Genomic DNA, 22597 nt, shown 5'->3' with positions numbered 1-22597 from the left:
TCCAAACTTAGTGAACCATTGCATCTTCACCGATCCGGTTAATCATGATGTGCAGATGGCGCGATAAATCGATCTCCACAGGCTGCTTCAAGCTTTCACCGCGTTCATCGGTCAGCGCCCGGATGACGGGGCGCAGCTTGAACACAGGATTGGACTTGGACACAATGCCGATCTGCCCCGTATTCAGCCTTACGGTTAAACCGACAGGGTAGACAGCGACTCTGCTTCGAAACATATCGACCTTCTCTCTATCATACAATGTTCCGGCTCTTGTGCAAAGATTTTCCAGCGCATGATCCGGCGGAATAGCCGGGCGGTACGGTCTTGGATTGGTCATCGCATCATAGGCGTCGAGCAGACCGACCCATTGGGCGAAGGGATGGATACCTGCCTCGGTCAGGCCTGCAGGGTACCCTGAACCGTCGATTTTCTCATGGTGCTGAAGCGCGCAATGCGCCGACAGCAGCGGGATGCCGGGCATCTCTTTAATGATGCGGAAGCCGTATTCCGTATGCTTTTGAATTTGCTCATACTCCAGCGGTGTAAGCGGGGTCGTTTTAAGCAGAAACTTGGGGGGAACCTGGGTGTTGCCTATGTCATGAAGCATGGCGCCGAGACCGAGAGCAAACAGCTGTTCCTCGTCCAGGTTCTCAATCATGCCTATGCGCGTGGCGTAGACGCATACATTCAAAGCGTTCTGGCACAGGTGCTCAAGGATGGAGAAGCTGCTTCGGTTCATCAGCATCAGGGAGATATCCTCGCTCTCCTGATGCATCTGCCGCAGATCTTCATAGATCATCCTCATCGACTGCATTGCCGCATAGGACAAAGATTTCCTGTCGCCGCTTGTCCAATCGCCCGTTTGATGCAGGCGCTGGTAAGCCCGAAGCAGGTGAAGTCTCACCGCCGCGCGCGTTTCTTCGCGAAGCGCGTCCTTAATCTGGATATCTTCCGTTCGTTTGTCTACGATATAGAGCTGCTGGTACCCCATGTGAATCAATTTGCGGATGGAGGAGCGGGAGAGCTCGGCTTCAACGGCAAGCAGAGTCTGACCCTCCTCGGACATGATCGCTTTGCCAAGTCGCATGCCGGGCTGAACCATCGATATAGGAAGTAGTCGCATGGGCTTATACCACCTTTATGTTCATAGACATTGTGTATATTATTTCATATCGGAACGTAAAATTCTGTGAAATGTATAACCGAACAAAAAATAAGGGAAGAGAACAAGGATGTTCTCTCCCCCGGGTAGAACGGCCTTATTACAGAGCCGCTTCGTAGCGTTTGCCAACTTCAGCCCAGTTCACAACGTTCCAGAACGCAGCGATGTAGTCAGGGCGTTTGTTTTGATATTTCAAGTAGTAAGCATGCTCCCAAACGTCCATACCCAGGATCGGCGTGTTGCCTTCCATGATAGGGCTGTCTTGGTTAGGCGTGCTGCTTACAACCAATTTGCCTTGCGGAGTTACGGAGAGCCAAGCCCAGCCGCTGCCGAAGCGAGTTGCGCCCGCTTTAGCGAAATCTTCTTTGAACTTGTCGAAGCCGCCAAGCTCGTTGTTGATAGCATCAGCCAGCTTGCCGCTTGGTGCGCCGCCGCCGTTAGGTCCGATCACTTCCCAGAACAGGGAGTGGTTAGCATGGCCGCCGCCGTTGTTGCGAACAGCAGTACGAATACCTTCAGGCAGAGCATCGATGTTGGAGATCAACTCTTCGATGCTTTTGGATTGCAGCTCAGGATGAGCTTCCAAAGCAGCGTTCAGGTTTGTTACGTATGTGTTGTGGTGACGATCATGGTGGATCATCATCGTTGTTTCGTCGATGTGCGGTTCAAGTGCGTTGTTAGCGTAAGGAAGAGCTGGTAATTGATGTGCCATTTTCGTAAAAACCTCCCAAATGATATGTAGTGTCCGGTACGAAGAGCGTTGGCATAGAACCTGGTACGGCGATTCCAACGTAGATCGCGCCAGCGTGCCGCTCCCTGTGCATTTCAGCCTGGCAGCGGTTAAACTTATTATCCCTTATATTTGATATAAAATCAACACGTATGTATAAAAAGTGTGATTTTACCCGCGCTCTTCGATCTCGTGGATGATTTGGCCGAGCATGGCCGTGCCTTGCGCGTTCAGCCAGGGGGATAAGTCGCTCATGACTCGCTGATGGTAATGAAGCTCCTCTTCCGTCCAGGATGACGTCGCTACGTCGTTAAGCTCGTGAATCCGGCGTATGTCCTGCATTAGGCGGACCTCCTCTCAACAGGGGATGATTTGCAGCTATATCATGTCTCCCCAGCCGCGAGATTATGCTTGTATGGAAATAGACTTCATGAAAAAGCCGCTGCCTCGCCTATTAAAAGCTATTACCCGCTTTCGGGCGGTTTGAATTAGCTGCTGGAACTGGAGCTGGAGCTCCCGATGCCTCCGTGCGACGAGCTTCCCGAGGAGATCCCGCTGCTTTTGGAAGAGGAGGAGCTTGAGGCGGAGCCGCTTTTGGACGAACTGCTGCCGGAGCTTGAAGTGGTGGAGCTTTTGGAAGTGCTGGCGGCATGGTCGGTCGAGGAGCTTGATTTAGCGGCCGACGAAGCTCCCGTACTGGCGGTGCTCTTGCTCGCGGATCCGCCTGCCGAAGCGGCTGATGAATCCTTTTCACCGCCCGTTCCGCTGCCTCCGTTGGTCGTAAAAGTCCCCGTCCTCGAGCTTGTCGTTGGCGTATTGGCCGGGCTTGAGCTCGTTGATCCGCCGGCAGCCGTGCCGTTTCCAGAGACGGCTCCGGAGGTGCCGCCGCTGACTGCCGGAGGCGTCACAATCGTCGTCGTACTGCTTGAACGCGGCGCTGTTTGCGAAGGCGCGGAGGAAGAAATTCCGCTGTTTCTGTGGTAATAGGTAGCCCCGTTATAGAAATAGGAGTGCGATTGGGGTCTGTTGATAACGGTGTTATCGTCATCACAGTAGTCGTCATTATTTACGTCTTGGCAATAATCCGCTGCCGCCGGCGCCTGGGTCAACGGTGTTGTCTGGTTTTGTGCAGACGCTACCGCGTTGTTTTGCGGCGGCACGTTATTTTGTACCATCGGCTTGGGTGAGCTGGGGGAACACCCGGGAGCGGCAGCCAACGCCGTTGCAAGAAAAAGGCCGACAAGCGCCTTCGATTTACCGGAAGCCGGTTCAGAGGATGAGGTGCTGGACATATCGGTTCACTCCTGTCGGAAATAGTCGTATTAGGTTATACGGACGCGTCGCCCATTTGTTACCATTTTACATGATAAAAACAAAGAATGGGTATAAAAAACAGCGGCCGAGAGGAAAAAGCTTATTAGATGCGTTTGGACGAAAATGGTAATGATAGGGAGGAAAACTAGAAAAAGTTTATGTAAACGCTTAATATACAGCGCTTACACGAGAGATTTAAATATTTATTAAGATTTTTAAGGTTTTTTCGAATATTTAGCAGGAAATTTGCGACTTTTGTCGTATTTTATATTATCTAAACCAAGATGCGGGGAGAGTTTAATATGCTCGTTCGTTCCTTTCAACTGTCCGATTACGTTGCCTGTACCGAGTTGTTCAAACATGTGTTAACTGAAGCTTGCTACGAAGAGACGATGGAAGCTTTTGCAAGACAACTTTCCTGGGATAGCGAATTGGTGCTGGTTGCCATAGCGAATGATCAGCTGGTAGGCGTGATCATCGGCACGATCGATAACCAGGACGGCTATTATTATCGCATTGCTGTCAGTCAGGAATTCCAGCGCCGAGGCATTGGCACGAAGCTGATTGAAGCGATGAGACAGCGTTTTGTACAAAGAAAGGTTCGGCGCATTCTTATTACGGTGGATGTTCATAACGAGATGGTTTTACCGGTCTATGAGTCGGCTGGCTACAAAGCTGCGGATTTCTCCCGGACAACCCACCGGTTAAGCATCGTGAACGGTTAACTGCCGTCTAAGTGCGGAGAAGGTAATAACCAGTTCCTTTGGCCAAGCATAGCCCGCGAGCATAAGTCGAGGCTGTGCTTTTTTGCGTTACGGCTCTTGAAAGCCGCTTGACATAAGTTTATGCTAAGAAGAAAACGAGACTATACTGAAGATAGGGAACGTTTCTCACATCCCTAATAACCATCCGAGCAGGTTAGAGCTGCATCAATCGTTCGGCGTACGTTAAAATAGAAGGGTTTGGACGGCATGGCGACATTTACTTCCTATATTATAAAGAGCTTCAAGCATGACGGGCATTTGCACCGGATGTGGCTGGAGAACGGACTGGTGCCGGAATCCCTTTTATATGAGCCGCACAAAGCGGAATCGATGCTTGTGCTCATCAACTGTCAAACCAAAATTATTGAAGCGGATGGGAAGCAGTGGGTAAGCCGAATTCCCGGCGTTTCCTTTTTTATACCGAACCAATGGTTTAACGTCGTGGCGCTGCTTGAGGAAACCGGCGTGCGTTACTATTGTAATGTAGCCTCGCCTCCCTATGTAAACGGCAATGTCATAACTTATATCGATTACGATCTTGATGTCATCCGTATGCCCGGGGGGTCCGTTCACGTTGTGAACCAGGAGGAGTATGAGCGCCACAAAATCAGCTACCGCTATTCGGAGATCGTGGAAAAGAAAGTCGCGCAGGGGCTTAAGGATCTCCAGGATAGAATATCGGAGGGGAAGGCGCCCTTTTGCGATGAGTGGGTATTGGACTACTACCGGCATTGGGTTCAGTCGAGAGGCGAAGGGACGGAGGCATAGCCATGAGTTCTTCTGTGCCGAGAGAGCCGGATAGTGAGCGTATGGGAGAAGGCCCGGCCGAGGAGCATTCGACCAGCTTCCTGAGGGAAGTATGGGAATGGATGAAATCGCTTGTTGTTGCGCTTTGCATTGTTGTGCTTGTGCATCAGTTCGTCTTCCATCTCTCCATGGTGAAAGGAGCTTCGATGAAGCCGACCTTGGAGGATGGGGAGTGGCTTTTTATCAATAAAACGATCCGGTATTTCGGCACGCCCGAGCGCGGGGATGTCATCGTGGTGAAAGACCCTGAAAGCGAGGACTCGGATCATCCGTTTTTGGTCAAGCGGGTTGTGGCCATAGCCGGGGACGAGGTGCATATCCGGAAAGGGAAGCTGTATATTAACGGGGAAGCGGTTCAGGAGGATTACACGGATTCCTTGATTGAAGACGGACGCATTGAGCCTTACAAGGTGAAGCCGGGCGAGGTATTCATCATGGGAGACAACCGTCACCGTTATGCGAGCCTGGACAGCCGCACGTTCGGTGCGGTGCCTTTATCCAAAGTGGAAGGGCGCGCGGAATGGATCGTATGGCCGTTTCATAAAATAAGAACTTTGTAGAGCTTCTCCTGCCGGAAAGCTCTACAGTACTATTCGGCGGCATCGTCCCGAAGGACGGGCCCAAGGAGGTGACCTGCATGTCAGAGACAAAGGCACAGATGGACACGATGGATTGGCAGCAGCTGAAGCTGGATATGCAGGCCGCGGCCGAATCGCTGGGTATCGATAAAATAAGGATTTCCTCCGCAGACCCTTTCGTTGAATTGAAGGATATCCTTATCCGGCATCGGGAGAAGGGGTTCGAATCGGGTTTTGAGGAAAAGGATCTGGACAAGCGTACCGACCCGTCGCTCAGTCATGCCGAGCCGCGGTCGATTATTTCCATTGCGGTAGCTTACCCGTCGAAGCTTACCGATGCCCCCCGTTCGGAAAAAGGCGCATACCGGGGCATGCTATCCCGTTCCGCCTGGGGCTTGGATTATCATCAGGTGCTGCGCAATCGTCTGCAGCGGCTGGAGACGTGGATTCGCGAACGGGTGCCGGACGCTCTTCTGGAGAGCATGGTAGATACAGGCGCGCTGGTGAACCGGGCGGTTGCCGAGAGGGCGGGCATCGGCTGGACAGGCAAAAACTGCTCCATTATTACCCCGGAGTTCGGCTCCTGGGTCTATTTGGGAGAGATGATCACGAACCTGCCGCTGCCGTCGGATCAACCGGTCACGGAAAGCTGCGGAGACTGCACTTTATGTATCGACGCTTGTCCGACCGGGGCGCTCGTAGGTCCGGGACAGCTGAATGCCCAGCGCTGTATTTCCTTCATCACGCAGACCAAGGGCCATATCGAAGATGATGAAATGAAGAAAAAGATCGGCAACCGGTTGTACGGCTGCGATACCTGTCAGATCGTATGCCCGAAAAATAAAGGAAAGCATTGGACCCAGCATCCGGAGCTGCAGCCTGATCCTGAGCAGGCGAAGCCGCTGCTGCTTCCGCTGCTGCACATGACGAACCGCGAGTTCAAGGAGCGGTTCGGGACAAGCTCGGCCGCATGGCGCGGCAGAAAGCCGATACAGCGCAACGCGATTCTGGCACTGGGGCATTTCAAGGATACATCGGCCGTTTCGGTCTTGAGCGACCTGCTCCTTCGCGATGAGCGACCGGAGATCCGGTCCGCAGCGGCCTGGTCTCTGGGCCAAATCGGCGGGGAAGAGGCGGTCTTGGCGCTGCAGAATGCGAAGGAGCGCGAGCAGGATCCTATCGTCATGAAGGAGTTGGAGAAAAGCCTATGTCCATCCGGATCATAAAATACAGGGAGATGGAATCTCCTATCGGAACGCTGGTATTGGCTGACGCCGGCAGAGGACTATGTCATATCGAGTTCGGCCGGTTCACGGAGGAGACGGCTTCGAGATTGCAGCGCTGGTCCGATAGGTGGTACGGGGAGTCGGTATGGGCCGCGGACCCGGCCGTGCTGGAGGAGGAGGCAAACCAGCTGCAGGCTTATTTCCGCGGGGAGCGAACCGGGTTCGACCTGCAGTTGGATATGCAGGGCACTCCGTTTCAGCTGAAGGTCTGGCAGGCGCTGCGGGATATTCCGTATGGCAGCGTATGTTCTTATAAAGATATAGGCCGGATGATTGATTCGGTGAAAGCGGTCCGGGCCATCGGTGGAGCGAATAACCGCAATCCGGTCCCGATTATCGTGCCGTGCCACCGGGTGATCGGCGCCGATGGGACGATGGTAGGCTATGGCGGCGGTCTGCATATCAAAACCTACCTGCTCCGGCATGAAGGAGCAGCGTTGAAAAGCAACTAATCGCAAAGAAAGCTTAAGATACAAGGCTCTCCTGCCGAAAAATGAAGTAGAGGCCTACGAAACGCTTAGGAGACCAATCAGATGAAATATATGCATGTGGACAATGTGGAGCCTGGACAATTTTTGGGCAGAACGATATTTGCGGCGAATGGAACCGTCCTTCTATCCGAAGGGGTACAGCTGACCGTTTATATGATTACTACGCTGAAACGGATCGGGGTAACAATGGTTTACATTAAAGATCCGCTGTTTGAAGATGTCGAGATTGTCGACGTAGCGTCCGATGAAGCGAAGCGTGCCGTCATGCAGCGGATGGGCGAAACGTTCGAATCGATTCGCTCGGGCAAAGATTTCAATACGCGCCATATTAACGGCAGTATTGATAATTTGCTGGAAGAGCTGTTCAAAAATAAAGAGGTGCTCGTCCAGCTGTCGGATATCCGGACCCAGGATAACGCGATGTACGTGCATGCTCTGAACGTATGCATGATGTCCGTAATGATAGGCATCCAGATGGAGCTGCCGATGAATCAGCTGCGGGAGCTGGCTATCGGAGCGCTGCTGCACGATGTCGGAAAAATGGAGCGCATCACGAATGATGACGCCGAGGACCGGCGTGTGCATCATACATGGCGCGGGTTTGAAATGCTGAAAAACAAACGGGAGTTCAGCCTGCTGATCGCCCATGTCGCCTTTCAGCATCACGAGAGGATCGATGGGGAGGGAATGCCGAGGCGTATGCCCGGAGATCAGATTCATGTGTATGCCAAGATTGTGGCTGTCGCGAACACTTATGACAACCTGCTCTACGATCTGTCTTTGGGCCGCCGGATGCTTCCGCATGAGGCCTGCGAGCATATGACCGCGCTGGCCGGCACGCAGCTCGATAGAGAGATTGTCATTCATTTTTTACGGACGATTTCGGTGTACCCGACAGGGGCTTCCGTGAAGCTGTCCACGAAGGAAACCGGCGTTGTGGTAGGGCAGCATCGGGGCCTGCCGGGAAGACCGGTTGTACGCGTTGTTAAATCGGATTTAAACGACCATGCACTCGAGATTAAAGAAGTTGATCTGGCCAAGCAGACAACGGTTTTTATCGATAGTGTCATGCTTTAGAGCGAGGGCCGCCGGACTCGATACAATCGCAAAAGAAGATTTATTTGTATGCAAGCCGGGGATTTGCTATGATGTACATTGATAACTTCCGGATGAGGTGGATAATTACCATGTGGAGCTACATTATTCCTATTGTCACTTTATTGATTGGCGGGGTAGGAGGCTTTTTCGTAGGCGTATATTACTTGCGAAAGCAGCTGGAGAATATGCAGAACAATCCTGAGATGCTTCAGGAAATGGCCAAGAAGATGGGCTATAATTTGAATAAGCAGCAAATGCAGCGGGCGCAGCAAATGATGAAGAAACAAAAGTTCCGTCCTTAGGCGAGAGCCGGGGCTTCCTTCGAGGCTCTTGAATAGGAGGGAAATGCTTGCTGTAGCCCGGTTTTTTTTGAAGCTCCGGGCCATCCCTTGAGGACAGCGGGCTTTTTGTCGTTACGAGGAAACAGGCAGTCATTTTTGCAGCAGACTTCACCTTCAATGAAGTCCAAGCTATGCTTCCGCTTGCAGGCGAAAGTCTTGAGCGAAGCCCATAGGAGGGAAGAATACAATGCCGGCAAAAGAATATAAAAACAACCGTGTCGTCGAAAACCGGGAAGCCATTGAAGGCCATATCCGCTCGATTCTGCGGTTAATCGGCGAAGATGTCGACCGTGAAGGTCTGCTCGATACGCCAGCAAGAGTGACGCGTATGTATGAGGAGATTTTTGCAGGCTACGAAGCCGATTACAAGGATATTCTCGGTGTCGCTTTTGATGAGAAGCACGAAGAGCTCGTTATTGTTAAAGACATCGTTTATTACAGCCAGTGCGAACACCATATGGCGCCGTTTTTCGGCAAAATTCATATCGGTTACGTGCCGAGCGGCAAGATCGCGGGTCTGAGCAAATTTGCGCGTCTGGTCGAAGCGGTTACGCGCAGGCTTCAAGTTCAGGAACGCATTACATCGGAAATTGCCGATATTATTGAAACCGAGCTGACGCCTCACGGCTGCATGGTCGTCGTAGAGGGTGAGCACTTGTGCATGTGCGCCCGCGGCGTGAAGAAACCGGGCAGCAAAACGGTCACCTCCGCGGTCGGGGCTTGTTCCGTAAGGATGCGGCATCACGGGCGGAATTCTTGTCCTTAATTAAGGATTAATTGAGGCAGAGTGAAGAAGATAAAATCCCCATCTCACCTGGGTGGCTGGACAATTGATCCGGCTGCTTTGTGAGAATGGGGATTTTTTTGCGTTCAAGGCGTTTAGTTTAGGCGGCAGTGCAGCTCATATGGGCTTAGGAAGCTTTCAGCTCCAAGTGCCCTTGGTTCGTAGGCACGCTTGAGCGGGCCGGGATATGGTTCAAAAAGCCCATAGCCAAGGATAAATACTGCTTAGGATGCGCCCGGTAAATCAGCTCGTGAGTATCGTTAGGCAGAAGCCAGAGCTGGGCATCCGAGTTGTTGGGCTGGTTTCTGAAAATGCTCTGAACCATTTCATAAGGCGCCTTCGAATCCTGCTTGCCATGGATAAAGAAGATCGGAATCGTGTATTTGGTTTCCTTCACCTTCGTATAAGGAATTTGGTTGAGGCTGACTCCGTTCAGCAGCGGGAAGAAGAGATCGAACCAGCGGCTCCGAAGGGAACTTCGGCAAATTCGCTTCCTGCTTCATGTTATGGTAAAGCGTGTCGGGCTCCAGAATGAAGGTGCTGTCCAGAATCATGCCGTCTATGTCCTGGGTTTGCAGCGCGGCCTGCAGCGCGGTTCCTGCTCCCATCGAGAAGCCCCAGACGTAGACCTGCTGTGCGCCCTGCTGCTTGGCGTATTTCACGGCGCCTAGCAGCTCTTGAGACTCCCGGATGCCGCCTGTCACAATTTCTTTGGGCTGTACAAAGCCGTAATCGAACATGAGGACGTTATAGTTCTGCTTATGCAGCTCGGCAGCCAAATCGTACAAGGGGACCCAGATCTCTTCGCGGTTGCCGCCGTAGCCGTGCGAGAAAACGACTGTTTTATTGTTCGAAGCGACAGGATGCTCAGCAGGGATGTACCAGCCGGATAAGGTCGTCTTGTTATTCAAGCTGGGAAATTCGATATCCTGATAAGCTGCGCCGAAGGCGATCGAAGGATTGGAATGAAGCGGATCGATGCTGGGCCGTGCCAGCTTCCACGCCACGTACGCATGGAAAGCCAAGACGAGACTGAGGAACAGCAGCAGCAGCGATAATAAGGAGATCCATAGTCCGCGAAACCGGCGCTTGACAGCAATGGCCGGCTGATTGATAGCGGTTTCAAGATCGGTCGGGTTCATAGGGACGGAAGAGGTAATCGGGTTGGTTTCCATCGGAATCCCTCCTAATAACTAAGATGACTTTGGATAATGTGCGCAGACGGTTCGTTATGATTAACGATACATCGATGGAAATGGAGAGAGTCCATTTACTGCCGATCGTTTAGTCTTATTATTATAGTAATTCGCATAAGGACACGGCGTCAATCGTTCCCGGAAATTGTAAGCTTACTGTAATATGCGTGTAATACTTGGGCGGATATGGGAGCTGAATTTGAAAGATGGGACTTTAAGTTTTCATGGACTTGGGTTATACTATATGTAACTAGGTTTCATCAAGTGAAACTGTATATGTCAGGGGAGTAGCCGGATGGAAGATGGGAAGCTGACCGTACGCGCGGTGGAACGCGCTTTGGATATATTGCTTTGCTTTACAGAGGCCGAGGATTTGAGCTTGACGGAAATTGCCGCCCGTGTCTCGCTGCACAAGAGTACCGTGCATAGACTGCTCGCCTCGCTGGAGGGGAAGGGCTTTGTGCTGCGTGATCCCGCTTCGGACAAATACCGGCTGGGCTTCCGTATTTGGGAGCTGTCTGCAAACTTGAACCACAGCGATGATCCGGCGCTCATTCTGCTGCCGGATATGGAGCGGCTGCGCGACCAGCTGGACGAAACGATCAGCCTGTACGTACGCGATCGGATGGAGCGCGTACGCGTCCAAGCTGTACAGAGCAACCAGGCGATCCGCCGCGTGGCTCCGATCGGCGCGAGGCTGCCGCTGTATGTCGGCGCCTCAAGCAAGATCCTGGTGGCCTTCGCCGAGCCGGAGGTGCAGGAGGCGCTGATGGAGGGCCCGGGCTGGCCGTCCGGTCTGAACCGCAGCGCGTTCCTGCAGAAGCTCGCTGAGGCGAGAGCGCTTGGCTTCGCGACAAGCGTCGAGGAGCGCGAGCCCGGCGCCGCTGCCGTGGCGGTGCCGATCTTGAACCGCGCGCATCGGCTGGTAGCGGCGCTCGCGGTAAGCGGCCCCTCCAACCGTCTCACGTTGGAGAAGATGATGGAGCATGCGCCGGTGCTGATGGAAGCCGCCCGGCGCATGGGCAAGATGATCAAGTAACCGGACGGGCCGCAGCGGCTGTCCGGTTTAACAGCAAGAAGCCTGTCCATCCGCTTGTTACAGTGGATGGACAGGCTTCTATTTTGCGCTGCCGCGAAGGATCCGGCGGCGCGTATCGCAGGCCCCTCTCCTCAGAACAACAGGAGAGGGGCCTGCACTATAAGCAAAAGCTCCTTGCAGCACCGGAGGCTATCCGGGTTGCAGGAGCTTTCTTTTTAACGGCTTAAACTTAAGCCATGATTTGACGCAATACGGTTTGCAGAATACCGCCGTTACGGTAGTAATCCACGTCCACCATGCTGTCCAGACGAACAGCGGCTTCGAAGGAGAAGCTGGTTCCGTCTTCGCGTGTAGCTGTTACGTTGACGCGTTGGCCTGGCTGTACATCGTTGCTCAAGCCTGTGATGTCAAACGTTTCGGTACCTGTGATACCGAGTGTTTTCCAGCTTTGGCCTTCAACGAATTGAAGCGGCAGGACGCCCATACCTACAAGGTTGGAACGGTGAATCCGTTCGAAGCTTTCGGCAATAACGGCTTTTACGCCCAACAGGAACGTACCTTTAGCCGCCCAGTCACGGGAGCTGCCTGTACCGTATTCTTTACCTGCAATAACAACCAGGTTCGTACCTTGAGCTTGATATTTCATCGAAGCATCGTAGATCGATTCCACTTCGCCGGTTGGCAGGTAAGTCGTTACGCCGCCCTCTGTGCCTGGCGCCACTTGGTTACGAATACGGATGTTCGCGAACGTACCGCGCATCATAACGTCGTGGTTTCCGCGGCGGGAGCCGTAGGAGTTGAAATCTTCTTTCTTCACGCCGTGCTCGATCAGGAATTTACCTGCAGGGCTGTCGGCTTTAATGTTACCGGCTGGCGAGATGTCGTCCGTCGTAACGGAATCGCCCAGCAGAGCCAATGTTTTGGAGGCATGGATATCGGCGATATCGGAAATGCCTGCGCCCAGGTTTTCGAAGAACGGAGGGTTCGCGATGTAAGTAGATTTCTCATCCCACTCGTACAGCTCGCCTTCCGGTACGTCGATCGCGTTCCAACGCTCGTTGGCGCGGAATACGTTCGAATATTTGGCGCGGTAAATTTCCGGTCCCATTGCTGTGCTGATTGCTTCTTGAATCTCTTCTTTGGAAGGCCAAATATCTTTCAGATAAACCGGCTGATTCGCTTGATCGTAACCGATCGGATCTTTCGCCAGGTCGATATTCACGGTTCCTGCCAAAGCGTAAGCGACAACCAGTGGAGGAGATGCCAGGTAGTTAGCTTTAACCTGCGCGTGAACGCGGCCTTCAAAGTTACGGTTACCCGACAGTACAGCCGCAACCGTCATGTCGTTGTCAGCGATAGCTTGGCTGACTTCGTCAGGAAGCGGACCGGAGTTACCGATACAGGTTGCACAACCGTAGCCCGCTACGTGGAAGCCGAGAGCTTCGAGGGATTCCAGAAGGTTTGCGTTTTTCAGGTACTCGGTAACAACGAGGGAACCTGGAGTCAAGCTGCTTTTTACATAAGCAGGCTTTCTCAAGCCGCGTGCCACCGCTTTTTTCGCCACCAAGCCTGCACCCAGCATAACGCTTGGGTTGGAAGTGTTCGTACAGCTTGTGATCGCTGCGATAACGACAGCGCCTGTACCCATTTTGCTCACTTCGCCGTTCGCATGCTTCACTTCAACCATTTCAGCGATTTTATCGTCGCTCAAGCCGTATCCGCCTTTATCGATCGGAGTACGGATAATGGAGTTGAACTCTTCCTTCATAGCTGTCAGCTCTACGCGGTCTTGAGGACGCTTAGGACCTGCCAAGCTAGGAACAACGGAAGAAAGGTCAAGCTCGATTTTGTCGGTGAATGCCGGATCCGGTGTATCGTCCGTACGGAACATGCCTTGTGCTTTATAGTAAGCTTCTACCAATGCGATTTGATCTTCTTCGCGGCCAGTGCCTCTCAAGTAGTTCAAGGACTCGGAGTCAACTGGGAAGAAACCGACTGTTGCGCCATACTCAGGAGCCATGTTCGCAACCGTTGCGCGGTCAGCCAGGGAAATGTTGCTCAAACCAGGGCCGTAGAACTCGACGAATTTACCGACAACGCCTTTTTTGCGAAGCATTTGAGTGACGGTAAGAGCCAAGTCTGTAGCCGTTGCGCCTTCCGGCAAAGTGCCTGTCAGCTTGAAGCCGATAACTTCAGGTGTAACGAAGTACAGAGGTTGACCGAGCATGCCCGCTTCCGCCTCGATACCGCCAACGCCCCAGCCTACGATACCAAGACCGTTGATCATTGTGGTGTGGGAGTCCGTACCTACGAGGGAATCCGGATAAACTTCCGTTTCGCCGTCGACAACTTTCGTTGCAGCTACGCTGGCCAGGTACTCCAGGTTTACTTGGTGAACGATACCTGTTGATGGAGGAACCGCGCGGAAGTTATCGAATGCGGTTTGTGCCCAGCGAAGGAAACGGTAGCGCTCCTCGTTACGCTCGAATTCGATGTTGATGTTTGTTTCCAGTGCATCTTTAGTACCGAAAGCATCAACCATAACCGAGTGGTCAATAACCAAATCTACAGGAACGAGCGGGTTGATCCGTTTAGGGTCTCCGCCGGATTTTTTCATTGTGTCTCTCATTGCGGCCAAGTCAACAACAACCGGTACGCCGGTGAAGTCTTGCAGCACGATACGCGCGGGGATGAAAGGAATCTCCTTGTCGTCACGCTCTTGAGCCCAATGGGTCAGTTGTTTAACGTGATCTGCAGTAATCGCTCTGCCGTCGAACTGACGAACAGCCGCCTCGAGCAGCACTTTAATGGAGAAAGGCAAATTCGAGATGGTTCCGTGGCCTTGCTCTTCGAGTCCTGGCAAGCTGTAGTAATGGAACGTTTTACCGTTTACATCCAAAGCTTTACGGACCGAGTAATGGTCTTTTTTAGCCATTTCTGTGTTCCTCCTTCATAAATAAAATCAGCAAAATGAAAATTCAACTTTGAAATCTATGTTGTTTCACCTGTTGAAACGCGATTTCATATTTGTGATAACTTAAGTATACATGCTCAAGGATGCTTCGTAAAGGTCAAATTCAATCATTTTTACCAGCAACGCTACATATATTTGGAATGATTGTAAGTCCGGTAAATGCCCGTATATTGCCGATTTCGAAAATCTGAAACCGACTGTGGAGGTAGCCGCCATGTCATGGAAAAGAACGCTCTACGATTATGTTCATCACAAAAATCAGATGGATATGGATTACTCTGTCGAACCGCTGCTGACGCTTGTTACTGATACCTCTTTTTTGCAAGATCAGGTGAAAAGACTGGCCCGCACCTCCCATACGGATCAAGACCGCGGCTTTTTTACGGTGAAAAATGAAACGCGCCTTTCCATATTAAGCGCTGCTGAGCACCCGGCACGGGTAAAGGCCGACCTGAAGCTCAGACGGAGCACGGTCGGCATCGTCGGCGGAACGGAATACGAAGAGCGCCGGGTCGAGAAAGAGCGCATCACGCTCGATGCGGTAGACGGCAAATGGTATATCTCGCGTGTGGAACCGCTAGGCATAGAACAGGCGCTGCCGCTGAAGCAGGGCATTCCTGCGGGCGGTCTGCTGGAAGTCGACGATCACTATGCCGAACATGTGCTGATGCGGGCGCCGTCGATGCCCTACTTGAACCACACGATGCTTCCTTATTTAGAGACGAGCGGAAGAAAGCAGCATTACGACCGACAGAAAGCGGTGGATTACGCCGAATTATGGTGGGATAAGGCGAATCCCGCTTATATCGAATTCGATGTGGATTGCAGCAACTTTATATCGCAATGCCTCTTTGCAGGCGGGGCGCCAATGAACTATACTGGGAAAAGAGCTTCGGGCTGGTGGTACAAGGGACGCTTTAACGGCCAGGAGCATTGGAGCTTCAGCTGGGCGGTGGCCCAGGCGCTGCAATGGTTTTTGACGGCGAGCCGCACCGGTCTTCGGGCTGAAGAGGTGCAGAGCGCAGACCAGCTGGAGCTGGGGGATGTCATCAGCTACGACTGGGACGGCGACGGACGCTTTCAGCACAGCACTATCGTTACCGCCAAAGACGGGAACGGGATGCCGCTGGTTGACGCGCATACAACGCCGAGTCATCACCGCTATTGGAGCTATAGAGACTCCGTGGCATGGACCGAGAAGACGCGTTACCGTTTTTTGCATATCGCCGATTTTATGTGACGGCTGCAGCCCTACCAAGCAAGTATTCTTCGAATACAGCCAGTTTATGCTTGAACTCGAGCATTTATCAGGATAGGCGCGCCTGCGCAGCTATTTCATCATTTTCTTCATTAAAATCACCACAACATCGATTTCGGAGGTTACTATGAACGACAAAATTCGCATCGGCTTAATTTACGGCGGCAGATCGGGAGAGCATGAAGTTTCTCTGCAAACCGCACTAGCTGTCATTGGCGCCATAGATATGAATAAATATGAAATCCATCCTTTTTACATAACGAAGCAGGGCGAGTGGAGAGCCGGCTCCCAGCTGACGGGTCCTGTCAAGCATGCGGGAGAACTTACATTCGGCAGCGATGAAACCTCGCAGGCGGCCGCTTTTGCGCTCAAGCCTTTTTTCAGCTCGGCACAAGCTGTGCAAGAAGCGGCGGCTCCAGCCAATTCCCAGGCCAATATTGCGGCCGTCGATGCTGCGTCGGGAGCCTCCGAGGCTCGGTTGGATGTAGTCCTGCCGCTTCTGCATGGCACGTTCGGCGAAGACGGGACCATTCAAGGCCTGCTGGAAATGGCCAATATTCCTTACGTCGGCGCGGGAGTGCTGGCATCGTCTGTCGGCATGGACAAAGTCATGATGAAAAAGGTGTTTGCACAAGAGGGGCTGCCCCAATGTGTATTCCGTCATTTTACAAGAACCCAGTGGGAGAAGGATCAGGCGTTCTTCTTAATGGAAATCGAAATTGCGATCGGATTCCCTTGCTTCGTTAAACCGGCTAACTTGGGATCGAGCGTTGGCATCAGCAAAGCCGCGAACCGCGACGAGCTGCTTAAGGCGATCCAGGTTGCGTTTCAATATGATCGCAAGGTCATTGTCGAAGAGAATATTAACGCCCGCGAAGTCGAGGTGGCAGTGCTGGGGAACGATGATCCGCAGGCTTCCGTCGTGGGTGAAATCGTATCTTCCAATGAATTCTACGACTACAAAGCCAAATATGTCGACGGTAAATCGTCTATGATGATTCCTGCAGATATTCCTGCAGAAATTTCCGAACAGATCCGGGAGCTGGCGGTCCGGGCTTTTCTGGCGGTGGACGGTTCGGGCTTGTCCCGCGTTGATTTCTTCCTCAGAAAAGAAGACAATCAGATTTTTATTAATGAGATTAATACTATGCCGGGCTTTACGCCTTACAGTATGTACCCGCTTCTTTGGAAGGAGACGGGGAAATCATACGCTGAACTGCTGGATGACCTGATCGCATTGGCCCTTCAGCGGCACGCCGATAAGCAGCGGCTGCAGTATTCTTTTGATATCGAATAGAAGGCGGAGCTTTTCAGCCGTTTCCTTGCTTCCGGCGTCTGCATCACGTATGCTTATGACTAACGGAATAGGATTAGAAGCTATAATATGAAGAGCGGTCTGAAAGGAGGGGCAGGCATGGGATTTCAAACGGAATTTAATTCTGTGTGCAAATTCAAATCCGAGCAGGAGCTTTATGAGCTTTTGGAGTACGGCCGGGGCAAAATGATGAAAAGCGGGTTCCGCGTATTTCCGACCGGTCAGATGGTTATTGCATATTCGCCGGATAACCAGGCTATTGCGATTGTCAAAATCGCAGCGTCCATCGCCGAAATTAATTTTCAGGGCGAAGAAGTCACGCAGGTCGAGATGGAACTGGTCCGCAAGCTAACCGACGAGGAGGCGCGGGTTCAGACGGCGCTGGCGCACGAAATGTTTTTTGGCGTTCATTCTTAATAGCCTTAACTACATAGATGAGGCAGAGCATCTTTTCGCTTGCAGCGGGAGGATGCTTTTTCTTTGCAGGTTGTTCAATATCTTGATAGCTGAGATCCAATGTGGGCAACCTAGCCTCTAACTATTACATTAGAGCTTGGGGTGTAATCACGATGATTGTACGTCTTGGTTATGTTGCTATGTCCATGCGGGTTCACAATGCCTCACCGTCCAAAACAATGACGGCTACGAATTTTGCCAAGCTGGAGGATCGGGCGGCCGCCATCCGCAAACTGGAGCGTATCGCTGCGGAGAACCTTCACAATACGCTCCGGCTGCTTAAGCATAATAAGGCTCATGATATAGAGCTGTACCGCTGCTCTTCCAAGCTCATTCCCTTATGGAGCCATGAAATGCTGCAGGGCTGGGACCCGCTTTCAGTGCTGAAAGATGATTTTGCCGAGCTTGGCGCCTATGCCAAAGAAAACGGTATGCGGCTCAGCTTTCATCCGGATCATTTTACAGTGCTCAGTACACCGCGTGCGGAGGTGCTGCGTAACTCCCAGCAGGATCTAAGCAATCATACGGCTATGCTGGAAGCGATGGGGCTTGACCTGTCCGGCAAAAACAACATTCATATCGGCGGCACGTATGGAAATAAAGCAACGGCTATGAAACGGTTTATCGAGCATTTTATGGAGCTGCCCGATCCGATCCGCCTTAGAATGACGCTTGAGAATGACGACAAAACGTTCACCGCTCTCGAAACGCTCGAAGCCTGCGAGAAAGTGGGCGCACCGATGGTGCTCGATATTCATCATCACCAGGTGAACCATAACGGTGAATCGGCAGCGGAGCTGTGGCCCCGCATTTTGCATACATGGAACGGACAAACGAAGCAGGCTTCGGCGGAGGCGCTCCCTCCCAAAATTCATGTTTCGAGCCCCAAGAACGACAAAGATATACGAAGTCATGCCGACTTTATTGACGCATCGACACTATACGACTTCTTACGATCGATCGCCTCCTATACGCCGAACCTGGATGTTATGATCGAGGCGAAGATGAAGGACGAGGCGCTGTTTCAGCTGATGGAAGATATTTGCAGGCTTTCAGGAGTCGCCCGTCTGACGCAAGCCTCCTTCGAGCTCTGACTCTCTTGACATTGTTCTTGAAATATTCGGAAAAATGGGGTACTTTGATTAGGGAGATTGCGTAATTTGCAGGCCTCATTTTAAGCTTGGAGAGGGGAACGTATATTCTATGAGTCAACTGCTTACAGGTAAAAATATACTCGTTATGGGTGTTGCCAACGAACGCAGCATCGCTTGGGCAATCGCTCAATCACTTGCCGCTCAAGGCGCGCGCCTTGCCTTTACATTCGAGAGTGAGCGGGTAGAGGAACGCGTCCGCAAGCTGGCGGATACGATCCCCAACTCCGTAATTCTACCTTGCAATGTCACGGTAGACGAAGAGATTGATAGCCTTGCCGACGCAGTTAGAGAGCACTTCGGCGTGCTTCACGGTCTTGTACATAGTATCGCTTTTGCCAAAACCGAAGAGCTGGAGGGTCTGTTCGTGAATACATCCCGTGCGGGACATGCCCTGGCTCAAGATATTAGCGCATACTCTCTGGTTGCAGTAGCTCAAAGAATGTATCCCCTCATGACCGAAGGCGGCAGCATCATGACAATGACCTATTTGGGTGCCGAGCGAGTGATGAAGAATTATAATGTCATGGGTGTGGCGAAGGCGGCACTGGAAGCCAACGTACGTTACTTGGCAGGGGATTTGGGGCAGTTCAACATCCGGGTGAATGCTATCTCGGCAGGACCGATCCGCACTTTGGCGGCGAAGGGGATCAAGGATTTCAACTCCATTCTCAAAACCGTCGAGGAGAAAGCCCCGCTGCGCCGTACAACGGAAGTCAGCGAAGTAGGCGATACCGCCATGTTCCTGATGAGCTCCTTGTCCCGCGGCATTACCGGCGAGGTTATTTACGTGGATAACGGCTATCACATCGTAGGAGTTTAATAGAGTTAAAGATCGCCCAACGTCTGTATCTTGAAGGAGATGCAGGCGTTTTTTTAGTTTCATCTACTATTCTTTATTTTAAGGACTTATTTAATAGAAAATTGATGAACCTATAGTAAGAAAGTCCCATATTTTGTATTTACGAGATAAAAAAACCTATGGTATTATTTGGTTATTGTGTTGCCGTCAATAGAATTGCTGCATATTTCCTGTCATCTACCGCCATGATGTTGAAAAGTTGGAGAACCTCTCTCTGATGGATCGAGCAACCGTCTACTTGTATCTGTCTTCTATAGACGACCTGAGGAGGAGCCGTTCCGCGTGAAATTAGTACTTGCTTCGGACTTCATTTTGGACAAAGATCCGGCTGCCGGCAGTCCCGACAATGAAGAATTCAACCTTATCGCCAGACATTACTTGGATGCCTTTGATCAGATGATCCTATGCTCTCCAGTCCCCCCGTACCATCGGTTGAGACGGATTCAGCCCTTCAAATTCGGGATCGGCGGATGGTATCTCAGCCTCTGCCTCCTTTGAACGGAACGCTGTCCATCTTCCATTTTCGCTATGAAGCTCTGCGTATTTTGAAGCAAACCTTGCAGCACCGCGATGTGCTGATTGCCCGTCTGCCGAGCGAGACCGGCTTGCTTGCCATTCAAGCGGCTAGAGAGTTGAATAAGCCATGGGCGGTGGAGGTTATCGGAACGGCGGAGGAATATTGCGACAATTCGTTCGGCAAGCTCCTTTCCCCCATCGTGAAGCATCGGATGCAGAAGGCTGTCCGGCACGCGCCTGCGGCTATGTATGCGACGAACCGGTTTTTACAAAGCTGTTATCCTTGCATGGGGCGGGTGGTCTCTTGCTCTCCTGTTCATATTCCAATGCTTAGCGCCGAGGTTGATATGGCGAGGCTTGACCGTATCTCTACCTGCTTCGATAGGGAAGTTTACCGCATCGGTCTTTACGGAGGTATGCTAGGTCCGGCCAAAGGAATCGATACCGCATTATACGCGTTAAATAAAGTACGGCAGCTGACGATCAAAAAGGTGCAGCTTGATATTATCGGGAGCGGGGATTCATCCCGGTGGAGAAGGATGGCAGAGGATTTGGGAATAAACGATTGTGTGTCCTTTAACGAAGCGGTTCCTTCCGGCTCCTCTATGGATCAATGGCTGGATGGCCTGGATGTATATGTACAACCGAGCCGCCGTGAAAGCTCTCCGTCTGCTTTAATGAAAGCAATGAGCAGAGGGCTGCCTGTATTCGGCTCCAAGGTCGGAGGGATCACGGAATTGTTGGCTCCCGAACAGCTGATGCAGCCCGAAGATGATAACAGGCTGGCAATGCTTATATGTGATCTGCTGAATGATATAACGAAACAGAGACGTATGTCCGGGCGCAGCATGGAGACGATATCCGCGTATACGGCAGGCCATCTGCATGTTAAGAGGCAAGAGTTTTTCGATTACATTATCAACAAAGTTATGACGAGGCATGGTCGAAGAGAATTTGTAGAGTCCAAACCGTACGATTATTAATCGGCAAAAATCAGCTGTAACGCTTTTGTCACATCCCGTCCTCTTTTTTGGATGAAACGCAGTAGCTTTTGCAGCGTATATTCAATATACTGAGTGTAAATTTAAACCCTGTTTTTATAAGAGGACAAGAAAAGGACTGATTGAGATGTCTGCAAATAGCAATCCATCCTTTACCGTAGGAAGTAAGAGCTATACTGCTGTAGCGATCAATACCGCCTCCAAGGCGGGGGAATGGATACAAAGTAAGCTCGGGGATTTCAACAGCTTAGATACGAAATATTCCTCTCACGATCTTGTAACCGAAGTGGACAAGGGCGCTGAGAAGATGATACGCAACTTGATTCTGACTCATTTTCCATACCATTCTATCCTCGGCGAGGAAGGAGTGGAGCCCGGCCCGCTTGCGTCCAAGCAAGCCTTGGAAGCGATGGGGGACGCAGAGTATTTATGGATTGTCGATCCGCTGGACGGCACGACTAATTTTGTTCACGGTTTCCCTTTCTTCAGTGTATCTATTGCACTGGCTCACAAAGGGGAAGTGATCGTAGGCGTGATATACAACCCTATCAGCAATGAATTGTTCGTGGCTGAGAAGGGCAAGGGGGCTTATGTAAAAGGGAAACGAATGCAGGTTTCGTCAGAGCAAAAGCTTTCCGAAAGTCTGGTTGCCACGGGGTTCCCGGCTGACCGCTATGAGGCTTTGCCTGCTAACCTGAGGGGGATTCAAGCCTTGGCCCCTAGCGTCCGCAATCTCCGCATGGGAGGTTCTGCTGCTCTGCATATGGCTTATGTTGCGGCCGGGAGATTAAGCGGCTTCTGGGAGATCGGCCTGAACTCATGGGATATCGCGGCGGGAGCGTTACTAATTATGGAGTCCGGAGGTACGGTGACAGATACAAACGGAAACCCTTATACCTTAGGGGTGCGAAATCTGTTGGCCACCAATGGACATATTCACGGGGAGCTGCAGCGTGAGCTGGCAGCCGCCGATGCGGTCGGTACGGTGATTTAACATTTAGACCTCATACTGCCCTGGTCACGGTCATTTAACGATGCCATGATCCAGGGCTTTTTTTATTTTTAGCGGGGGAAACAAAAATAAAATCAATGCTTGCATTTATTTTTTGGACATGCTATATTGGTCTTCCGGCCAAGAAGAGGCTGGTCGAGAGAGTACGAAAGAAGCTGCTTTTCAAGAAAAAAAGCAGATATTCAAAAAAAGTACTTGCAATCGAGTGTGGAAGTGTGATATATTTAAAAAGTCGCTTTTGAGACATGACTCAAAACGACGAAGAGATTGCCCTTTGAAAACTGAACAACGAGTGAGTGAAATAAAGAGAATGTAAATTCTCGCTAGCAAGAAATTTTGAGCTTAAGACAAGCTCTGTTACAAGTTATACAACTTTAATGGAGAGTTTGATCCTGGCTCAGGACGAACGCTGGCGGCGTGCCTAATACATGCAAGTCGAGCGGATTTCACCTTCGGGTGAAG

General features: G+C 51.6%; 21 protein-coding genes, 1 rRNA gene and 2 pseudogenes (1 of these 24 cut by a window edge). 19 read left to right on the top strand and 5 right to left on the bottom strand.

Going from position 1 to position 22597, the window contains the following annotated elements; genetic code table 11:
* Window positions 1-7 precede the first annotated feature (7 nt).
* The 3 genes from ACHHV8_RS33945 to ACHHV8_RS33935 form a co-directional block, all read right to left on the bottom strand.
* Window positions 8-1123: an HD-GYP domain-containing protein gene (locus ACHHV8_RS33945; protein WP_395163870.1), complete on the bottom strand. Its 1116-nt coding sequence runs from the start codon at window positions 1121-1123 to the stop codon at window positions 8-10.
* Window positions 1124-1262: 139 nt separating this feature from the next.
* Entirely contained in the window at window positions 1263-1874 is a 612-nt protein-coding gene (locus ACHHV8_RS33940) for a superoxide dismutase (RefSeq protein WP_395163869.1), read from the bottom strand.
* Between the two features lie 189 nt (window positions 1875-2063).
* Window positions 2064-2234 (bottom strand): hypothetical protein, encoded by a 171-nt coding sequence (locus tag ACHHV8_RS33935; RefSeq protein WP_395163868.1) that lies wholly within the window; start codon window positions 2232-2234, stop codon window positions 2064-2066.
* A 177-nt stretch (window positions 2235-2411) separates the two neighbouring features.
* On the opposite strand from ACHHV8_RS33935, the gene ACHHV8_RS33930 reads away from it, so the two are divergent.
* From ACHHV8_RS33930 to folE, 9 genes and pseudogenes are all read left to right on the top strand, one after another.
* Window positions 2412-2876: a hypothetical protein gene (locus tag ACHHV8_RS33930; RefSeq protein WP_395163867.1), complete on the top strand. Its 465-nt coding sequence runs from the start codon at window positions 2412-2414 to the stop codon at window positions 2874-2876.
* 632 nt (window positions 2877-3508) lie between these two features.
* A complete protein-coding gene (locus tag ACHHV8_RS33925) occupies window positions 3509-3931 on the top strand; it encodes a GNAT family N-acetyltransferase (RefSeq protein WP_395163866.1) in 423 nt (140 codons plus the stop codon).
* 246 nt (window positions 3932-4177) lie between these two features.
* Window positions 4178-4738 carry a DUF402 domain-containing protein gene (locus ACHHV8_RS33920; protein ID WP_395163865.1) on the top strand — a complete coding sequence of 187 codons (561 nt, stop codon included), beginning with the start codon at window positions 4178-4180 and terminating at the stop codon, window positions 4736-4738.
* A gap of 2 nt (window positions 4739-4740) precedes the next feature.
* Window positions 4741-5337, top strand: a complete 597-nt coding sequence (gene lepB / locus ACHHV8_RS33915) for a signal peptidase I (protein ID WP_395163864.1) — start codon at window positions 4741-4743, stop codon at window positions 5335-5337.
* Window positions 5338-5414: 77 nt separating this feature from the next.
* On the top strand, window positions 5415-6581 hold the full coding sequence (gene queG / locus ACHHV8_RS33910) for a tRNA epoxyqueuosine(34) reductase QueG (protein ID WP_395163863.1): 1167 nt from the start codon (window positions 5415-5417) through the stop codon (window positions 6579-6581).
* Window positions 6563-7093 carry a methylated-DNA--[protein]-cysteine S-methyltransferase gene (locus ACHHV8_RS33905; protein WP_395163862.1) on the top strand — a complete coding sequence of 177 codons (531 nt, stop codon included), beginning with the start codon at window positions 6563-6565 and terminating at the stop codon, window positions 7091-7093. Before queG ends, ACHHV8_RS33905 begins: the two co-directional genes overlap by 19 nt.
* An 81-nt stretch (window positions 7094-7174) precedes the next feature.
* A complete protein-coding gene (locus tag ACHHV8_RS33900; protein ID WP_395163861.1) occupies window positions 7175-8209 on the top strand; it encodes an HD-GYP domain-containing protein in 1035 nt (344 codons plus the stop codon).
* A gap of 110 nt (window positions 8210-8319) precedes the next feature.
* Window positions 8320-8532, top strand: coding sequence for a YneF family protein (locus tag ACHHV8_RS33895; RefSeq protein WP_395163860.1), 213 nt, complete (start codon window positions 8320-8322; stop codon window positions 8530-8532).
* Between the two features lie 226 nt (window positions 8533-8758).
* A pseudogene (gene folE / locus ACHHV8_RS33890) lies at window positions 8759-9348 on the top strand (GTP cyclohydrolase I FolE).
* Between the two features lie 134 nt (window positions 9349-9482).
* Here the strand turns inward: folE and ACHHV8_RS33885 are convergent.
* Window positions 9483-10530, bottom strand: a pseudogene (locus tag ACHHV8_RS33885) (alpha/beta hydrolase).
* Window positions 10531-10846: 316 nt separating this feature from the next.
* Between ACHHV8_RS33885 and ACHHV8_RS33880 the strand changes: the two are divergent.
* Entirely contained in the window at window positions 10847-11590 is a 744-nt protein-coding gene (locus tag ACHHV8_RS33880) for an IclR family transcriptional regulator (protein ID WP_395163859.1), read from the top strand.
* A gap of 229 nt (window positions 11591-11819) precedes the next feature.
* On the opposite strand, the gene acnA is transcribed toward ACHHV8_RS33880, so the two are convergent.
* Window positions 11820-14525: an aconitate hydratase AcnA gene (gene acnA / locus ACHHV8_RS33875; RefSeq protein ID WP_395163858.1), complete on the bottom strand. Its 2706-nt coding sequence runs from the start codon at window positions 14523-14525 to the stop codon at window positions 11820-11822.
* A 253-nt stretch (window positions 14526-14778) separates the two neighbouring features.
* Between acnA and ACHHV8_RS33870 the strand changes: the two genes are divergently transcribed.
* From ACHHV8_RS33870 to ACHHV8_RS33830, 9 genes are all read left to right on the top strand, one after another.
* On the top strand, window positions 14779-15804 hold the full coding sequence (locus ACHHV8_RS33870; protein ID WP_395163857.1) for an amidase domain-containing protein: 1026 nt from the start codon (window positions 14779-14781) through the stop codon (window positions 15802-15804).
* A 145-nt stretch (window positions 15805-15949) separates the two neighbouring features.
* Window positions 15950-17119, top strand: coding sequence for a D-alanine--D-alanine ligase (locus tag ACHHV8_RS33865; RefSeq protein WP_395163856.1), 1170 nt, complete (start codon window positions 15950-15952; stop codon window positions 17117-17119).
* 117 nt (window positions 17120-17236) lie between these two features.
* Window positions 17237-17554 (top strand): hypothetical protein, encoded by a 318-nt coding sequence (locus ACHHV8_RS33860; protein WP_395163855.1) that lies wholly within the window; start codon window positions 17237-17239, stop codon window positions 17552-17554.
* 152 nt (window positions 17555-17706) lie between these two features.
* Window positions 17707-18687 (top strand): UV DNA damage repair endonuclease UvsE, encoded by a 981-nt coding sequence (gene uvsE / locus ACHHV8_RS33855; protein WP_395163854.1) that lies wholly within the window; start codon window positions 17707-17709, stop codon window positions 18685-18687.
* Between the two features lie 109 nt (window positions 18688-18796).
* Window positions 18797-19567, top strand: a complete 771-nt coding sequence (gene fabI, locus ACHHV8_RS33850; RefSeq protein ID WP_395163853.1) for an enoyl-ACP reductase FabI — start codon at window positions 18797-18799, stop codon at window positions 19565-19567.
* A gap of 321 nt (window positions 19568-19888) precedes the next feature.
* Window positions 19889-20104 carry a hypothetical protein gene (locus tag ACHHV8_RS33845; protein ID WP_395163852.1) on the top strand — a complete coding sequence of 72 codons (216 nt, stop codon included), beginning with the start codon at window positions 19889-19891 and terminating at the stop codon, window positions 20102-20104.
* Complete coding sequence (locus ACHHV8_RS33840) at window positions 20077-21105, top strand: glycosyltransferase (RefSeq protein WP_395163851.1); 1029 nt, start codon at window positions 20077-20079, stop codon at window positions 21103-21105. Before ACHHV8_RS33845 ends, ACHHV8_RS33840 begins: the two co-directional genes overlap by 28 nt.
* Before the next feature lie 145 nt (window positions 21106-21250).
* Window positions 21251-22117: an inositol monophosphatase family protein gene (locus ACHHV8_RS33835; protein ID WP_395163850.1), complete on the top strand. Its 867-nt coding sequence runs from the start codon at window positions 21251-21253 to the stop codon at window positions 22115-22117.
* Between the two features lie 392 nt (window positions 22118-22509).
* Window positions 22510-22597, top strand: a 16S ribosomal RNA gene (locus ACHHV8_RS33830) (it continues 1455 nt past the right edge of the window).

Origin of the sequence: Paenibacillus sp. TAB_01 (genome assembly GCF_043945595.1) — a bacterium.
Lineage (GTDB): Bacteria > Bacillota > Bacilli > Paenibacillales > NBRC-103111 > Paenibacillus_S.
This window is presented reverse-complemented; position numbering and strand designations above follow the sequence as displayed.

Excerpts from the sequence above, each read along its gene's own strand:
- acnA (WP_395163858.1), bottom strand. The coding sequence starts at position 14,525 with ATGGCTAAAAAAGACCATTACTCGGTCCGTAAAGCTTTGGATGTAAAC.
- ACHHV8_RS33865 (WP_395163856.1), top strand. The coding sequence starts at position 15,950 with ATGAACGACAAAATTCGCATCGGCTTAATTTACGGCGGCAGATCGGGA.
- ACHHV8_RS33835 (WP_395163850.1), top strand. The coding sequence starts at position 21,251 with ATGTCTGCAAATAGCAATCCATCCTTTACCGTAGGAAGTAAGAGCTAT.
- lepB (WP_395163864.1), top strand. The coding sequence starts at position 4,741 with ATGAGTTCTTCTGTGCCGAGAGAGCCGGATAGTGAGCGTATGGGAGAA.
- ACHHV8_RS33870 (WP_395163857.1), top strand. The coding sequence starts at position 14,779 with ATGTCATGGAAAAGAACGCTCTACGATTATGTTCATCACAAAAATCAG.
- ACHHV8_RS33900 (WP_395163861.1), top strand. The coding sequence starts at position 7,175 with ATGAAATATATGCATGTGGACAATGTGGAGCCTGGACAATTTTTGGGC.
- ACHHV8_RS33930 (WP_395163867.1), top strand. The coding sequence starts at position 2,412 with ATGCCTCCGTGCGACGAGCTTCCCGAGGAGATCCCGCTGCTTTTGGAA.
- ACHHV8_RS33935 (WP_395163868.1), bottom strand. The coding sequence starts at position 2,234 with ATGCAGGACATACGCCGGATTCACGAGCTTAACGACGTAGCGACGTCA.
- ACHHV8_RS33840 (WP_395163851.1), top strand. The coding sequence starts at position 20,077 with ATGGTATCTCAGCCTCTGCCTCCTTTGAACGGAACGCTGTCCATCTTC.
- ACHHV8_RS33880 (WP_395163859.1), top strand. The coding sequence starts at position 10,847 with ATGGAAGATGGGAAGCTGACCGTACGCGCGGTGGAACGCGCTTTGGAT.
- ACHHV8_RS33895 (WP_395163860.1), top strand. The coding sequence starts at position 8,320 with ATGTGGAGCTACATTATTCCTATTGTCACTTTATTGATTGGCGGGGTA.
- ACHHV8_RS33860 (WP_395163855.1), top strand. The coding sequence starts at position 17,237 with ATGGGATTTCAAACGGAATTTAATTCTGTGTGCAAATTCAAATCCGAG.
- queG (WP_395163863.1), top strand. The coding sequence starts at position 5,415 with ATGTCAGAGACAAAGGCACAGATGGACACGATGGATTGGCAGCAGCTG.
- ACHHV8_RS33905 (WP_395163862.1), top strand. The coding sequence starts at position 6,563 with ATGTCCATCCGGATCATAAAATACAGGGAGATGGAATCTCCTATCGGA.
- uvsE (WP_395163854.1), top strand. The coding sequence starts at position 17,707 with ATGATTGTACGTCTTGGTTATGTTGCTATGTCCATGCGGGTTCACAAT.
- ACHHV8_RS33940 (WP_395163869.1), bottom strand. The coding sequence starts at position 1,874 with ATGGCACATCAATTACCAGCTCTTCCTTACGCTAACAACGCACTTGAA.
- fabI (WP_395163853.1), top strand. The coding sequence starts at position 18,797 with ATGAGTCAACTGCTTACAGGTAAAAATATACTCGTTATGGGTGTTGCC.
- ACHHV8_RS33920 (WP_395163865.1), top strand. The coding sequence starts at position 4,178 with ATGGCGACATTTACTTCCTATATTATAAAGAGCTTCAAGCATGACGGG.
- ACHHV8_RS33945 (WP_395163870.1), bottom strand. The coding sequence starts at position 1,123 with ATGCGACTACTTCCTATATCGATGGTTCAGCCCGGCATGCGACTTGGC.
- ACHHV8_RS33925 (WP_395163866.1), top strand. The coding sequence starts at position 3,509 with ATGCTCGTTCGTTCCTTTCAACTGTCCGATTACGTTGCCTGTACCGAG.